Below are 15,146 nucleotides of genomic sequence, written 5' to 3' on the forward strand. Positions count from 1 at the left end.
TTTTTCGGGAGAAATTCTTACTAAATTAGTGCGTTTTTAATTGGGGGCAGACAGCGTAGGGTCACGGTGGGCAATCGCCCACTGGAGACCCAATAATGAACAAGAAACTCCTCGTCCTAATTGCTTTGCTATTTTCGCCATCCGCATTTGCGCTGCGCTACAGTATCCAAGACATTATACCTTCGGATGCCTTTATAGTCGGTCCTACGGCAATCAATAACTCTGGCGAAGTGACTGGATGGCTTTACGCCAATACCCCCTCTCACAATGTACAGGCTTTTGTGTGGAGTTCCCAAGACGGTCTACGCAGTCTAGGCGGTTTAGCAGGAGGTAATCACGATGAGTACGGCACGGCGATTAGTAACCTTGGGGTTGTTACCGGGATCAGTTTTGCAAGTAACGGCTCTATAGGAACATTTACATGGAGTCAGGCTCTTGGTGCGCAGAGTATCGGAGTTCCGCAAAACGCACCTAGCGACACCCGTGTAATCGGACAAGGAGTTAATGACTACGGAGTAGTAGTCGGACATAGCTATTCACCTAATGCTGTGACGGATCAACCATTCATCTGGAACGCGGTATCGGGATTCCAGACTACTGGCTATAACGGCATAGCAACTGACATCAACAATCTCGGTCAAGTAGTCGGCAATATCGATACATACGGATACGGTAACCGTCATGCTTATATTTGGGACTCCGTAAATGGTCTACAGACACTAGGGTATTTACCAGGATGCTATACTGTGGCAGTAGCGATTAACGACCAGAGCCAAGTAATCGGGAATAGTTACGGCGCTAATTGTAACAGCAACGGTTTCGTTTGGGATAGTAAACAAGGGATTCGTTCTCTAGGTGCGCTTGACGGCTGGTTAGGCAGTACAGCCCTAGCCATTAACGATATGGGGCATGTCGTGGGCGAACTTAGAGGCGCAGTTAACGGGGAAGCCTTCATCTGGACTGAAGTTACAGGCATACAAATCTTGCAGGACTTAATTGATCCCTATTCAGGTGACCTATCCAACGTCGTCCTATTTGGTGCAACTGGAATCAATGACCGAGGGCAGATTATCGCACAAGGTATTGATCCAGATGTCGGGGCTATCCATGGGTATCTTTTAACACCAATCCCCGAACCCACCACCTTCGCGCTGCTCAGTCTCGGTCTCGCTGGATTGTGTGTTCGTCGGTGGCGAAAACCCGCAATCCTACGCCAGCGGCGCTAATCCATAGGTCGCCCGCAGTTCATCGCGGTCTCGGCCAGTAATGTGGTGGATGACGCTCCGTTGCTTAGCAGCGGTCAGTGTCTCGAATAAGGCCAGCCATGCGGCAACTTCTGCATCTGGGTCAACATCAGGGGTAAAATCTGCTGATCGTAGTGAACTCTTCATCATCAGGGGGAAGTCCGTTCCGGGCGTTCTGCCGCCAAGGCCGGATCAGGGTAGGCGTAAGGATTCCTTCGTAAATGAGTAACAAGCCTGGCATCAGTCTAATAAAACCTGTTTTAGCGTTTCTTTGTACGATTTTCGCCTACGCATCACGACCGTTTTCTTAGTCAATTATCGTAAAGGTGAAAGGATCGTTATTCTTAGTCAGTGTTCTAACCCCCATAATTTTATGTGGAAAATTAGCTGCTTGTTAATAGTCAGAGCCGCTATTACCCATTTTCGCACGAATCCTTACAGTCACCCTTTATGGGGGATTTCAGCATAACCGATTGAAACGAGGCGGTGTCCTGCTAGGGAAAACTGCGGGGGATGCTGTCGAGGGAACGGTTACTGGTCAGGAAAAAGTGAGGCGGGCAAACTCCCAAAGGCAGGGCATCCGTGCTGGGTTATTCCAAACGCTTCATGCTTCGCTTGCCGGGCTGCGATCCAAGAACACCAAAGCGACTCGGGGCGATGAAGTGGTCTGGGCAGACGGATGACCGATCTCGCGTTCTGCCTCCAACCAATCTTCGAGAGAGCAACCGCCCTGAAAACCCCGGCGTTTAGCCCGGTAGTACGCAGCCTCGGCAATCCAGGCGTGTCGCTCGGCAACAGGAACTCGCACTTCGCTAAGCGGAGAGGTCGACATCGAGTAGAACTCCAGAAATCGTGAAGGAAGCTCTGATCATGGTACTCAATAAAAGAGTCGGTTGGCTACCCGATGGGAACGGCTGGGCGGGCTGAACATGACCGAGGAAGATCAGAGTAGTCCAAGTGACGGGCGGTTTTTACGTTTCGACGACCCCCTCCAGAATTCACGTGGGTTAGACTGTGACAACTGTGGATATTAGGAATGGTCCCTTTTGCCTTAGAGCCGGCTTCTACTTCTGATCCGAGAATGACCACCAGAAGTTGCCCCCCGTCCCCGGAGTTGGGACATCGATTCGCATCGACCAATTGATTTCCTGGATGATCTTGAGGGTCGTCCGATCCTGTATGAAGGTCTTAAAATCAAAATAGCCGGTTCTTCCCCGCGCTGCACCCATGTAGAGCGACTGTCCGGCGTCAACTTTGTAAAATCCAGGCTTGTCTTCGAAGGTCGCCACCCTCCCCGCGCGATCCCACTCACCGAACCCGACCGGCGACAGCTTTTCCCCATCCCACCAATGCCATGCTCCGGTTTCGCCATCCGGCACAAAGTCGTTCCAGACATCGTTGCCGGCATTACCCGCGATCTCCGAACGGCCCCTCTTCATCTGTCCGACCATACAATCGGCTTTCGAACTGCCCTCTTCCAGTTCGAGTCTGAATTTCACGGGCAACCTTATGGTCGAGGAGCCCCATCTTGTCCACGGCCAACTGATCTCCCAATTCGACCAAGTCGCGGTGAAACTCTTTACTCTGCATTCAGCCATGGTCCTACCCCTGCTTATTGTCCCATCGATAGTGACCTGGTGACGGAGCCTGTCGCCGGAGCTATAGCGCCACACACGCTCTTCAACTTCGCGAGACTGCTATCCACCAGCGCCGGTCGCGAAACGAGGCACGCGACAACTATTTGCTGCTCACTCACTTCCCTCCAAAGATCTTGCCGTACTTCTCGAAGAAAACCTTCACAGGGTTAAACGGACACGAGACGTTGGAAAGATTCTTCGCAAACACCAAGTCTTCATCAAACATCTGGTGGATATAGTCCTTGTGGTTGCCCGTACTGAGAAACGTCGCCGAGTCAGAGAGAGCGGCAGACAGGGGTGGGGAATTGGCTCCGTGGTCGGATCGCAGCCCCGGTCGCCGTCGCTCGGACCGGTAGAGGTTGGAGATGAGGATAGCGACAAACTCCTCGCGGGTGTCGTAGGCCGGATTGTCCGAGGTCCCGGAGCACTGCATTTGACCCCGCATCTGCCGCAATCCGTGACCCATCTCGTGGAGAAGGATTTCATCGGCCTCGGCTCCCGGCGCGACGGCCCCGCCGCCGGGGGGTGGAACCCACATTAGGGCGTTGAAGCGAATCTCTGTATCGCTCCCCCCGCCCCGGCCCAAGTAGGGTTGGCCTTGCGGATCAGTGAGGACGCTCGCTGAGCGGACCGTCCCTGTGGGGTTGCTGCTGCAAGCCAGGATACGCTTACCTTGTGGCGTAGCCTTGTCCAGCTCAACCGGCGCAGCGAAAGCGTTCTGCTCAAAGGAAAAGTTGGCATCAAACTTATTGAACGGCTTGATGGTCATTTTCTTGCCCTTCTGTTGGCCTATCGCATAGATGGCGGCGAACACCGCCCACGCGCTCCAAGACGAACGGCGGAGTTGTTCCAACAGCGCGATGGTGTCCTTTTCAAAGTTGGCGGCAGCGGTCTTGACTTCCTCTTTGATAAAATCTGGGGAAGCAGAAAGTGCCGATGAACTGAGCAATTCATCCGCATCCACGAGGATGTTTTGACACTGAGGATACTTAGTCACAGGAAGCTCCTCCAAGTAAAAGACGGAAAGGGCAATGAAAATTGCAATGAACACTGGCGCTCATTGTGACTATAGTGATAAGCCACGGTTCCTGGTATCCGGCTTCGTGCCTCCTTCTGAGGTAAAGCGTGTCCCTCTCTGGGTTTCTCGGGCTTGATCCCGCATAGCCAATCTTGATGCTTCCGCTCTGCAATCCATCCGATTACCCGGATTCCCACTAATCCTAAGGCGAACTTACTGAGAGAGGCTCGTCATTTTTCTGTGCCCCATATTCTTCATGGCTTTGTTGCAGAGCGTAACCTGTGATGCCCTCATCACATCTTATCCCTGCAACGCCCGGTACAGCGTCCGCCGCGACACCTTGAGCGACTGAGCAACGGTGTCATGCGGTTCACCCTGGGCCAGCAACTGCCGGGCATGGATGAGCTGTTGTGGAGACAGGAGCACCTTACGACCCATCTTCACTCCCCGAGCAATGGCGGCGGCTCGACCCGCTTGAGTCCGCTCCTGAATCAAGGAGCGTTCCAGTTCCGCCAGAATACCCACCATTTGCCACATCGCCCGGCCCGTCGGGGTGGTGGTATCCACCGCTTCGGTGAGCGAGCGAAAGGCGATCCCCCGCGCTTTCAAATCATCCAGCAGAGTAATCAAGTCCCGCAGCGACCGGCCCAACCGATCCAGTTTCCAGACGGTGAGAGTATCACCCGCGCTGAGGGTTTTCAGACACTTCATCAGTTCCGGTCGCCGGACATGCGCCCCAGTGGCCGTATCGGTGAACAGCCGAGTACAGCCGGCCTGCTTCAAGGCGGTCCGTTGCAGGTCAGGGTTTTGATCCCCCGTGGAAACACGGGCGTAGCCGATGTGCATAACCCTATTTTGTCCCGGAAGAGGGCATCGTATTTCGCATCATCTGCTGAAGGTCTTTAGTCAGCACAAACAGATGCAGCGGATCCGTAGGCGACGGGATGAAACCAAAATGGTCGTAGAACGCCCGTGCGGTCTCGTCTTTGGCATGAGCCGCTAACGCACGAATCCCGCCAATATCCGCCGCCTGCACGGTGCGGCGCATCGCATCCTTCAGCAAGCCCGCTCCAGCGCCTTGGCCTTGCCACATCTGGCTGACGGCCAGCCGCGCCAGCAGCATCAGCGGCACCGGATAACGGGCCAGACCTTTTTTCAGACGTTCGGGGGCCTCGTCATACGCGACTTCACTAACCACAAGGGTATAAAACCCGATGAGGCGACTCTCGGCTAAGCCCACATAAGTTTGTGAGGCGTTGGCCTGCTGGTTCGGAAAGGCGAAGCGGACTAAAAACCGATTGAGCGCCTCCTCCCCACAGTCGAAATCCTCGACCGGATGGTGTCGCGCCAACTTCTCGATAGTGAACGCCGTCATGCCGACGCCGGATCGTCAAAGAGTCCCGGTTCATTCAGCAGACGTTCCAAGCGCTCATGACGACGGGGCGGCGCATCCAGCGCGGTCATAAACGCCGTCCATTGTTCCGCGTTCAATCCAAAGTGCTGCCGATCCGCCAAGGTTTCATCGGCCCGCGCCAGAGCACTCTCCAGAACAAAGTCGCTGACGGACCGGTGAGCCGCCGCAGCGGCGCGATAAAGCGTCTGCTTCGCCAGAGGCGAGAGCCGCAAATCCAGTTTTTCGGAACGGGTGTGGGGTGTAGCCATGACGCTCCTCCTTTGACCCGTTCAGTATAACACCAACGCCAGACAATGTCATGACGATTGATCCGTAGTTCACATCCTCTTTTGTCCCTGATTTATGGCACACCCAAGCCGTTGATTTATCAGGGGCGCGTTCTTGTGTCAAAAATCTTCATTTGTGGCACAGCGCATCCCGCACACCGTCCGCTACACCGCTACTAATTCGGCTCGGTTGGAACCCTTGTGGCGGTAATATCAACCTAACTCAAACTGCCCTTCATCCCACGGGGTCGTTGTGTAGTCACTCTGTACACCGAACAGGGCCGGTTGGATTCGGCGTAACGGGCTTACCGGGAGGCTTTGCGCCGCTGTGACGATGCCCGAACTTTTGCACAACCTCGGTCTGGTGCAGGTGCAGTTGAGGGTCGGATCCTTGCGCAAGGTGCAACAGCGGTTGCCGCCGAATGATCCCACTCGCCAGGAAACCCGCAAGTTGCTGCAAAGCTTGCTGGAAGCGGTAATTTCGTAGGTTTATGACTTTCACTTTCCGTAGGAAGGGTTTTTTATTGCTGCATCTTGATAAAAACTGCCGTTGTCAGAAAATTTTACACTGCCGCTAAATCCGCTAAATACGGCAACGAATAAATTTAACTAATTGATATAAATAAAATAATTTTTATGGATCACCTCTTGGCAAGGCGTCATCAATGGCTCTGATGCGGATTTTCGGGTTGGGAACACGAATAATGCCGCCGTTTTTGTCAGAAAATTTTACGCTGTAATAAGTAGGGTCTCTTAATCACATAGCTATTGAATTAGCCTTGTTACTAAAAACCAACCCAATGATTTAGTAGTAAAAACTTATTGTGCATTTGCAATAAACCATAAAAATTAAATAGTTTACCGGGAGTTTCTCTATTAAAAGATCACTGTTATATTTTACAGTCACGACTATCGCTTAATAGTTAACTTATTGATTATTATATTTTTATTTTTGCGGAATAATAATTGCTTTGTTTTCAATGATCATTCGCAAATCACTTTGAATGATCCTTAGGAGACAGTGATGAAAAAGTATTCTCTCTTTGTGGTAGCTACGCTGGCCTCGATTTTTGCCCCATCGTTGTACGCCTACCCTTCTTATCCTTATCCTTATGAATATAAGGGCGCATCAGCTACTGGGCCATGGCAATACTCCGCCGATGGCGGTGCTAGCGCCGGTTTTGCGGTGCCCGCTGGTAATATAAAAAATGGCGAATTGATTGGCTACAGTGCAGGCGTTACCCTCCCATGGAAGGTGAGCTGGGATGTACAAGCGAGCATAAAAACTGGAGAGTATGCGGGGCGCGTTAATGAGACGTACAAATTTTCTGCTTTTGGAGAATCCCAACAGCTAGACAGACAAATTTGGTGGCGGTGCGATCACTATGAGATTTGTGGTGGCTCAACGGGAACTAACTTACCGCTCCCCAACCCTCCAATTGTGGGAGTAGCATCCTCCAATGTACCTAGCTTTGAATCGTATCGTAGCAGAGGTTTGGTCAGCCAATACGAGAGTGCCATAACTCCATTTCTAGGTGGCACAACGGCCACATTTTCAGTTGAAAGCAAGAAGTCTAATGACAAGGGTAAAGTCGTCTCTTTTTCCAATGCTTCAACGTACACCGGAGGAGGCGGGTATCAATTTCGCCCTTGGACAACTTATGATGTGTTGTCTGGTACTACCAATCCGTATATTGCTACGGTCAACGGACACACTGGTAATACCGTTGTTGTCGATCCTACGCCTTGGTTCGGTTTTACCGTGAAAGAAGCGGCCAATCTGAGTGGTTACGATCATTTCAATTGGTTCTCAAAGATTGTACAACTCGGCATCGGACAAGTACCTGGCACGGGAAACCCTGAAATTTTTCGTCCTGGGACCCCTGATCTCACCCGCGTCAATACTCTCTTTGGACGTAACTTTGGTCCGGATCCTGGAATCGGTTGCTACAGCAGTATTTTTGACAAGTGCCCAGATGGACTCATCACCGATTTAAGCCCGCTGGTGTATGACGAAAACTTGGGCCTCCTCGACGGACGTCTAGCCCTTAAATGGGACGATAACAAAGCGAACTGGGGATTACGTTTTACGGATTCCCCAAACCTCGTGTTCAAGGGCCTCCAAGCAGTTTATGAGACCACACTGGTCGGGGTTCGCAGTAAAGGCGCAGATAATCCAGCCGATTACGATGAATTTACCGGCTCTACATTTCGTTGGTCTTATACGCAGTTGGGAGATTCACCGCCACCGGAGTTGCCATTCGGTGGAGACGGTACAGTACAACCGATTCTGTTCAATACCGATCCGACCAAAGCTGGAATCGGCCGAATCGATTTACTAGGTTTTGGGTCTTTTGCAGACTATGGTCTCACCGTTACCGGCGATATTCCTAATAACGATCCTATTCCTTTCCCAGAATCTGGTGGCAATGGGAATAATCCTGGAACCGGATCAGGACAAAGTGTCAATGAGCCGGGGGCGCTTACGCTATTTCTGACTGGAATTGTCTCGTTAGCTTTCGCTGCTCGCCGTCGGACTCGGAGAAGCACCTAAAATCAAACCAATACTTTTTTCAATAGCTTCGGCTGGTTTTTTAGGAGTGCTACGACCGGCTTGCTGTCAGCGGGCAAGCTAATCAGTAGCGCATTCTGTCACCGTCAGCAAAACTGAGAGGAATACTCCCGATGATTACGAAGCCGGGTTCTCAAGATTCTTATTTCAGTATGGTTGCTGTCCACTGCCAGCCAGGGGTGGGCTTCTTCATACACCGTCACCGACCTCGACATTCTGGGCGGGACTTATAGCTCCGCCTTCGGCATCAACAAACAAGGCAGGTTGTCAGGGAGTCAAGAACCACTGGGGATAGTGCCCTCCATACTTTCTTGTATGACAAAGGAGTTATAAAAGACCTTGGCACTATGGGTGGGACCAAGAGCTACGCTAACGGTATTAACGACAGTAGGCAGATCGTCGGTTCTTCGACTTTCGCCGGGGATAGTGTCACCCATGCCTTTCACTATGCCAACGGAGTCATGATTACGTCCATAATCAGGAATCGTTACCACCCGGTTAGCAGGGGGTCACGATACAATTTCATCCATCGTTTCGGGGTGGGAAATAGCTGAAGACTATCTTTAAAAAGGCATATTCCAGATAAAGATGTAGCACTAGATTTTTTACTGATCGACTTGAAAGCGTGGAATCCTTATCTCGGCTTCTGGAAGGCTAACCAAGAACTGATTTACACCAATTTGAACATTGACGCCACCGTAGTGCAGTTGCCGATGATGGTTAGCGCAGACTGAAATCACATTTGCCGCACTCAGGGACCCTACTTGACCTTGGGCAACGGGTACTACGTGATGTGCTTCTACATAAGGTTGACCATCGGGTTTACAAAATGCAACCGGTTCTCTCCCAAGAGCTTTGCAAAGTTGGCATTCATAATGATTGGTTTTCTTAACTAGATCACCAATAGCGCCACGTTCAATACGGCGACTGATAATTTCCCGAACCTCGGGAGCAGCATAAAGATAATGTTGTTCAAGCTGTGCAAGCTGTTTCAGCGTTGTTAGTATTGGTTCATTGGGAATCGGCAGTTCATCCTGTTCCTCTCCAAGTAGACTCAAAATTTCATGAAAATCTTGTGCATTGATTGGAAAGCTAGATGCTTGAAACCCATTAAGCAGCAATGGAGAAATAGTGGGGCATTGCGCTTTGATACTGTCGATGGTCAATGGATTATGAAGATAAGCACGAAGATAACGGATTTTCACCGTGGGCCAACCGGGTTCACGTAAATTGGCCGATGCCCAAAATTCACCAGCCGACCCTTTTCCAGGAAGAGCGACACTTTCGACAAGACAGATCGCGTAAATACCCGGTTTCAGCTTTGGTCGACCATTTAACTCCTGCATGTTTCGATGATCAATCCCTACTCGAATAATCGCGAGTTGCCCTGGTGAAAAATACTGCTGATCCGATGGTCGCACTCCCCAAGTATCTTGAACAATCCCCGCTTCCAAAAACCGATCAATAGCCCATTTTTTGGGGTTGCAAACAAATACCCAGTAGTTATCCAAAGTTTTCATAATAGTTTGTGCTTGAACTTTTTATAAGTTGATGAACCATTCTTTCTCTACAGTAACTTTTTCAACCATCTCCACTTTTACGCCAAGTTGTAGTTCCTTAAGTTTTTCCGCAAGCTGATCGCCATCAACTAGATCAATCGGTGGCGCACCATCTCTTGTAGCTTCTTTTATGGCTGCCAAGGTAAATGTGCCTGTTGTTATAAATAAGCCTTTATCAGCTCGTCCAACCATGGCTCCTCGGAAATCTCTAATATCACTTGCCGAAACTGAACCCTGATATTTTTTGCATTGAAATATAACGTGAAAACTCATAAATCCATGGATTCTCGCTATACCTTTACCGTCAATACCACCATCACCAGTTTTACCTGTTATCTCAACTTGGACAAACCCTGACTCCCGCAAAACCCGTTGCGTTAATCTTTCAAAAGCACCTGGTGTTATCTCATTTGTAAGAATTTGATAAATTTCTTCTTTCCAAGTTTTGGTTTCGTTTAGTATGTTATTATCATTTAAGTCAATGGTATTAGCTTTTTTATTTTCATCTTTATCTGATTTATTTACTGCCTTTATCACTTCCTTGGGTGCTACTTTTTTCTTATCTTTTGCTAGTGTTGTTAGCATCCAGACGCCACGAGTTGAGTTTTCTAGGAAACCATATTTTTTAAGATACGTCCTAGCCCAAGCCAATCTGTAGGCAATTTCAGTTTGATTACTCTTTTCTGGACTATGCAATATTAATGATGCGTTTTCATCAATAGATTCTAATTCTAACACTTTTTCGTAAATTTCATTAATTGAACCAGAGCCACCAAGATTAAATAAAGCATTTAATAGTGGGTTCATCAATAAATAAAATGTTGGTATCGGGTTGCTCATAATTTCAATTGCCTATTTACATCCATGCATAATCTATTCGGAACTTCATTGAAAAATCATTGGGCTTCTATGAAAATTAACTAGAGCAACCCTTTCTCTCGTGCTTTGATTAGCCATTATGGGAATTCATTGAGCAACCGGTCGTACAATTCAACATCCTTGATCGTATCAATGTCATTGACCTGCATAAATCCAGCGTTATCGATGAATCGCCCTAGTAGCTCATCCAGCTTATGCAAGAAGGGAAAATCTTCTTTACCAATTCCTACAAACTGTATGAAAACCGGTTGCTTAGATAATTCACGAATAACTTCAACACTGGGCATGGTGTGGTCAGTGTGCAAGCTCCAGTTAGGCTCTGACTTTCTCGATTTGACCCGGAGTAACACGGTTCGCAGCCTCTAATAGACTTTCGATGTATGGAGTAAGGTCAGCAATCCGATTAGAACGAGCGCACAATATCACGACCCCGAAGGGTAATACTTTAGTGTTTTGCTGAAATTCTAAATTACGGTCAAGAGTGATAAATACTTCACAAATGCGAGAGGCACGACGAAGCAACTCGCCATTTTTGATACCCGACCAGCCAAGGTTATGAACATGGAGAGTGGTAACTTCATCTCCAACTAACAGTTTAGCAAAGTCAACCGGGAAATTTTCGTCAAGCAGGATGCGCATCTGCTGTAACCGATTCGTAAGCAGCATCAAGTACAGCAATCACTTGTTCGTGTTTAACGGAAGGGAACTGATGAAGAAACTCTTCCAAAGTGTCGCCTCCTTCTAAGTAATCAAATAATGAACGGACGGGAACACGAGTACCTACAAATACGGGTACACCACTCAGTATCTCAGGGTGGCGATGGGCAATACCATTCAGTGTAGTCATATAAGTTCTCCAAGTTATTCTTTATAGAATGGTGTCTCCGGTGCAGCACACAGTTAAGCAGGTTTCGCTTTCACTCTACCCACCCCCCTTGCCATTTCCGTGAGAATCCCAATCCAGCAAGACCGAGACCCAGTAAGGCGAAGGTAGCGGGTTCAGGAACCGATGTTGGGGATTCGAGGATAGGAGACATAAGGAACGCATGATCGTGTCCGTTTATAGTGCCATAACCGACAATCTGACCAGTATCATTGATGGAAGTAGCACTATGTAACGTCCATCCAGAACCAGTAGGAAGATGCGAATTCAAATCAATCATCTGAACGCCATTGTACAGGAAAGCATGTGCAGCAAGATTGCCAGTGGTAAACGAACCTCCGACAACCTGACCTTTGTTATTGATACCACCGGCACTACTATTAGTCCCACCCAATGTACCCAGGTCAGTCAATGTCCCGTTGGCATATAAGACAGCATGGCGGGTTCGACTCCCAAGAGTGATATACGAAGTCCCGATGACCTCCCCGCTATCGTTGATACCTGTGGCTTCGCTGTTATTACTGATAGGATAATAAGTCCGTATGTCAGTCATAATTCCGTTAGTGTAGCTAAAGGCATGAGTCACCCTATCCCCGACGAGTTCCGACCTCCCAACAATTTGCCCGCTGTCATTGATACCAAAAGCACTGCTATTAGTTCCACCCAAAGTGCTGAGATCGGTCATTACTCCGTTGGTGTTATAGAGAAAGGCATGTTGGCCGACCTTCCCGGCACGACTTGACTCCCCAATGATCTGCCCACTGTTATTGATACCGTAAGCGGCGCTCCATGTCCCGCCTAGTGTACCGAGGGCGGTCATGAAGCCGTTGGAGTATATAAAAGCACGGGTACCCGTACCGTTTACTGAAACTCCTACGACCTGTCCGTTATCGTTGATGTCATAGGCGTAACTAAATTCTCCACCCAAGGTTCCAAGGTCAGTGATAACCCCGTTTGTATACAGAAAGGCATGGGAGGGCCAACCGGTATCGGCATACGAATAGCCAACAACTTGCCCACTGGTGTTAATGCCTGTGGCGAAGCTATCCCCGCCCAAAGTAGTACCAAGGTCAGTGATGGTGTATGAAGGGAGCGCCCACGCCAGACTGGTAGTGGTTAACAAACATCCCAGCCCAAGAATCTTGAAAATCCTTTTCCTAAAAGACATAACAGTTTCTCCAGTTTTGCCTAACGCCTTGATTCACCTGCCCCGTATAGCACGGTCAGGTGCAACATACATTTAGGCGAGTTGTGAATTTTAGGTTGCTTATGTAGCTAATGTCCATTATTCAAGAATTTTACCAGTGCTGCGATACTTTCAGAGTTTAATCGCACTATAGTTCTATTGTATGAAGAATACTCATGTCCATCGTTATCAACCTGTGGATAGGTTTGTTCTAAGAACAATTCGTATTTTCCATCGTCAATCTTATAGACAACTAGGAAGTCATCTTCTCCCAATTCACTGCTCAGTTCAATTCGAGGCGAATTGTTAAATTTTTCTATTTCTGGACTTATGTCGAGTAGATTAGGACGGTTGGCTTCAATAAAGCGTTTAAGACGAAACTTATCAAATTCGCTTAAATCAGAACTCTTACTAATTGAATCGGCTAGATCATTGTATAGAACTCCTTTATCCGACTCAATAATCTTCAGTCCACCAATTAAGTTAATGGTATATCTTTTCATGCTTGGTTCTCCTTTCCTCAAATTAGTTTTTATTCTGGCAATTAGCGAAGGATTTCGAGATTCTCGTCAACACCGCTGAGAATATGATTCGGATCGCCATGCTCAAATTGACCGTCGCCAAATGTCTGTAAATAAATAAATTTTTCTCAAGACAGCTTATTACAAATCTGGCTCATAATCTTTAATATTCCAAAGTGATGAGATAGTATGCGATTTAATCAAAAATTTTTCTATTGCTAAGAAGCTGTACAGCAACTTAGTCTGCCGCAATCGTAGCGACACCCACGGTATACATCAAAATCAGCTTCGTGAACGCGAGCGCAGAACGACACAATTCCTGCGGAGGTTGTTTTCGTATACTGTCGTTCGCCAGAGGGTTATGCTCGGATAGCCCCCCTCCTGCACGTTCCAATCCACGGTTCATCCACTCCCTCGTGCAGCTTACACCTAAAAGTAATCGGCTCAAACTGTTAGGTTTGATAAGGTCCAATGACTAAGAGGGTATACTATGGCTCGTGATCGTCCTATGCCTACTTGGCGGGTAACGGCACCCCGCTTTCGGGAATTGATGAAAGACACTCACCAAGGGTGCCGGATTTACGAAATATTGTTAATGACCCGACCTCGCGATCTGATTCCTTACCTCGATGTTATCGTGACCAGCGGTTGGGACGTGAAAGAGGGGTCAGAAGCCAAGAGATTGCTGGGAAAATCGCACCCTTATGCCCATTTTGTACAGTTCACCGAAAATAGCGAACTGGGTGGATTTTGGTTAGCGCGGGTGCGTGGTAAACCCTTTCGCAAGTACATAAACAAACTTATCGCTATGGCAAAGTACCGAGCCACCCGCTTGCGGGCAGACCCTAATCCACTCATCCAAGTGGATATTCATGCGTTCGATGAAGGTACGCACCAATGGGATCAAGCTTGGCTGGATTCAGGAGGCCGCGCCAGCTATCCTAAAAGTCCGCATTTTCATCGGCACTACTCTGACTTTTTTTACCATGCTTTAGAATGTCTTTTAGCATTACCTGCTATCCATAGTTTTGGTCATATGGTTATGACTAATGACGATTATCAGACGCTCCAACTGGCTTGTTTGGAACAGCATCGGCGCGGTGGTCCTAAAGTATTTCTTGTCCACGGGTCACATGATTATCCTCCGTTCGATCACGGTATGGAATTTGATAAGGAGGCTTACCGTGTAGTATTCCCTAATATCCCACAATGGTTTTACGAAGCATCTGCTTTTGATGATGAATACGGTCGCTATGATTTACGTTTAGCAGATAAGCCAATTCCAGAATCGTATACAACAGTTCCTTATTTCAAAATCAAAATTCGGAAGGTATTACTTTACTCGTTCTCCAGCGAGCGAACATTAACCGGCTTTCATTCTTTCAATCATCCTGATGGCTGGTCCGTACACATCCGGGAGGAGTTTCCCGACTTGGTTCAAGACATCTTAGCGCTATTTCCTGATCTGACGCTTTGCCCCGGATATGTTTAAAACAGTCAAATCTTAAAATTTAAGGTTCACTAAGATAAAAGTTAGAACTCCACCTACCAGCAATAAATTAAAAATGGTTAATGCCATAGTCCATTTTGAGACTCTCATCACTTTAGAGTAATCCTCCTTAAAACTTTCAAAAGCAACACTTTGATTTTTATTTGCTTGGGAAATTTCTTCGTTAAATTCTCGCTGAGAATTTTTAATGTATTGATTATTTTCTAGTATTTTATTACCTAATTCAAATACTATATGATCAATTTTACCAAAACATTCAGAAGCAAATTTCTCTATTTTACTCAATATCAACACTGTGTTTTGCCGCGAATCATCAGCTATTTTTATAATAGATTTTGAGGTATCTTCATTTTTATTAAACTGCATATTTATTTCAGAAAAACCCTTTATTATCTCGATATAGCTCTCCTATGCAGGTTGTGGAATTTTTAGATATAGCTCTCCTATGCAGGTTGTG

Annotated in this window: 20 protein-coding genes; 5 read left to right on the forward strand and 15 right to left on the reverse strand. The window is 47.8% G+C overall.

Going from position 1 to position 15,146, the window contains the following annotated elements; all coding sequences use genetic code 11:
- Positions 1–95: 95 nt before the first annotated feature.
- Positions 96–1,226, forward strand: coding sequence for a PEP-CTERM sorting domain-containing protein (locus BN874_RS20750; protein WP_034436670.1), 1,131 nt, complete (start codon positions 96–98; stop codon positions 1,224–1,226).
- On the opposite strand, the gene BN874_RS24840 is transcribed toward BN874_RS20750, so the two are convergent.
- The 7 genes from BN874_RS24840 to BN874_RS20780 all read right to left on the reverse strand — a co-directional run bounded on the left by BN874_RS24840 (position 1,209) and on the right by BN874_RS20780 (position 5,561).
- The gene (locus BN874_RS24840; protein WP_154725054.1) at positions 1,209–1,394 is read right to left on the reverse strand and encodes a hypothetical protein; all 186 of its coding nucleotides are present in this window, start codon (positions 1,392–1,394) and stop codon (positions 1,209–1,211) included. The two genes, BN874_RS20750 and BN874_RS24840, sit on opposite strands and share 18 nt — an antisense overlap.
- A gap of 454 nt (positions 1,395–1,848) precedes the next feature.
- Complete coding sequence (locus BN874_RS20755) at positions 1,849–2,076, reverse strand: DUF2934 domain-containing protein (RefSeq protein WP_034436672.1); 228 nt, start codon at positions 2,074–2,076, stop codon at positions 1,849–1,851.
- 232 nt (positions 2,077–2,308) lie between these two features.
- Positions 2,309–2,743, reverse strand: a complete 435-nt coding sequence (locus tag BN874_RS20760; RefSeq protein ID WP_154725055.1) for a hypothetical protein — start codon at positions 2,741–2,743, stop codon at positions 2,309–2,311.
- A 253-nt stretch (positions 2,744–2,996) separates the two neighbouring features.
- Entirely contained in the window at positions 2,997–3,932 is a 936-nt protein-coding gene (locus BN874_RS20765) for a M91 family zinc metallopeptidase (RefSeq protein ID WP_034436675.1), read from the reverse strand.
- 267 nt (positions 3,933–4,199) lie between these two features.
- Entirely contained in the window at positions 4,200–4,745 is a 546-nt protein-coding gene (locus tag BN874_RS20770) for a recombinase family protein (RefSeq protein ID WP_034436677.1), read from the reverse strand.
- A 4-nt stretch (positions 4,746–4,749) separates the two neighbouring features.
- A complete protein-coding gene (locus BN874_RS20775) occupies positions 4,750–5,274 on the reverse strand; it encodes a GNAT family N-acetyltransferase (RefSeq protein WP_034436678.1) in 525 nt (174 codons plus the stop codon).
- Entirely contained in the window at positions 5,271–5,561 is a 291-nt protein-coding gene (locus BN874_RS20780; RefSeq protein WP_034436680.1) for a type II toxin-antitoxin system TacA family antitoxin, read from the reverse strand. The genes BN874_RS20775 and BN874_RS20780 overlap by 4 nt, the downstream gene beginning before the upstream one ends.
- Before the next feature lie 346 nt (positions 5,562–5,907).
- On the opposite strand from BN874_RS20780, the gene BN874_RS24845 reads away from it, so the two are divergent.
- The 3 genes from BN874_RS24845 to BN874_RS26565 all read left to right on the forward strand — a co-directional run bounded on the left by BN874_RS24845 (position 5,908) and on the right by BN874_RS26565 (position 8,705).
- The gene (locus BN874_RS24845) at positions 5,908–6,066 is read left to right on the forward strand and encodes a hypothetical protein (RefSeq protein ID WP_154725056.1); all 159 of its coding nucleotides are present in this window, start codon (positions 5,908–5,910) and stop codon (positions 6,064–6,066) included.
- A gap of 537 nt (positions 6,067–6,603) precedes the next feature.
- Positions 6,604–8,133 carry a hypothetical protein gene (locus BN874_RS24850; RefSeq protein ID WP_154725057.1) on the forward strand — a complete coding sequence of 510 codons (1,530 nt, stop codon included), beginning with the start codon at positions 6,604–6,606 and terminating at the stop codon, positions 8,131–8,133.
- Positions 8,134–8,498: 365 nt separating this feature from the next.
- Positions 8,499–8,705, forward strand: coding sequence for a hypothetical protein (locus BN874_RS26565; RefSeq protein WP_081756567.1), 207 nt, complete (start codon positions 8,499–8,501; stop codon positions 8,703–8,705).
- A gap of 51 nt (positions 8,706–8,756) precedes the next feature.
- Here the strand turns inward: BN874_RS26565 and BN874_RS24025 are convergent, their stop codons facing one another.
- The 7 genes from BN874_RS24025 to BN874_RS20805 all read right to left on the reverse strand — a co-directional run bounded on the left by BN874_RS24025 (position 8,757) and on the right by BN874_RS20805 (position 13,161).
- On the reverse strand, positions 8,757–9,671 hold the full coding sequence (locus BN874_RS24025) for an EVE domain-containing protein (RefSeq protein WP_081756568.1): 915 nt from the start codon (positions 9,669–9,671) through the stop codon (positions 8,757–8,759).
- A 21-nt stretch (positions 9,672–9,692) separates the two neighbouring features.
- Entirely contained in the window at positions 9,693–10,550 is an 858-nt protein-coding gene (locus tag BN874_RS20785; protein WP_195912247.1) for a restriction endonuclease, read from the reverse strand.
- A gap of 116 nt (positions 10,551–10,666) precedes the next feature.
- Positions 10,667–10,876, reverse strand: coding sequence for a VWA domain-containing protein (locus tag BN874_RS20790; RefSeq protein WP_034436683.1), 210 nt, complete (start codon positions 10,874–10,876; stop codon positions 10,667–10,669).
- Between the two features lie 25 nt (positions 10,877–10,901).
- Positions 10,902–11,228, reverse strand: a complete 327-nt coding sequence (locus tag BN874_RS20795; protein ID WP_034436699.1) for a DUF5615 family PIN-like protein — start codon at positions 11,226–11,228, stop codon at positions 10,902–10,904.
- Positions 11,212–11,436, reverse strand: coding sequence for a DUF433 domain-containing protein (locus tag BN874_RS24030; protein ID WP_081756569.1), 225 nt, complete (start codon positions 11,434–11,436; stop codon positions 11,212–11,214). The genes BN874_RS20795 and BN874_RS24030 overlap by 17 nt, the downstream gene beginning before the upstream one ends.
- Before the next feature lie 70 nt (positions 11,437–11,506).
- Positions 11,507–12,640 carry a DUF3466 family protein gene (locus BN874_RS20800; RefSeq protein WP_051498160.1) on the reverse strand — a complete coding sequence of 378 codons (1,134 nt, stop codon included), beginning with the start codon at positions 12,638–12,640 and terminating at the stop codon, positions 11,507–11,509.
- A gap of 107 nt (positions 12,641–12,747) precedes the next feature.
- Positions 12,748–13,161 carry a hypothetical protein gene (locus tag BN874_RS20805; RefSeq protein ID WP_034436685.1) on the reverse strand — a complete coding sequence of 138 codons (414 nt, stop codon included), beginning with the start codon at positions 13,159–13,161 and terminating at the stop codon, positions 12,748–12,750.
- A gap of 508 nt (positions 13,162–13,669) precedes the next feature.
- On the opposite strand from BN874_RS20805, the gene BN874_RS20810 reads away from it, so the two are divergent.
- The gene (locus tag BN874_RS20810) at positions 13,670–14,671 is read left to right on the forward strand and encodes a hypothetical protein (protein WP_195912248.1); all 1,002 of its coding nucleotides are present in this window, start codon (positions 13,670–13,672) and stop codon (positions 14,669–14,671) included.
- A gap of 12 nt (positions 14,672–14,683) precedes the next feature.
- Here the strand turns inward: BN874_RS20810 and BN874_RS20815 are convergent, their stop codons facing one another.
- The gene (locus BN874_RS20815) at positions 14,684–15,055 is read right to left on the reverse strand and encodes a hypothetical protein (RefSeq protein ID WP_034436689.1); all 372 of its coding nucleotides are present in this window, start codon (positions 15,053–15,055) and stop codon (positions 14,684–14,686) included.
- Between the last annotated feature and the right edge of the window lie 91 nt (positions 15,056–15,146).

The sequence above is a fragment of the Candidatus Contendobacter odensis Run_B_J11 genome (assembly GCF_000531125.1).
Classification (GTDB): Bacteria; Pseudomonadota; Gammaproteobacteria; order Competibacterales; family Competibacteraceae; genus Contendibacter; species Contendibacter odensensis.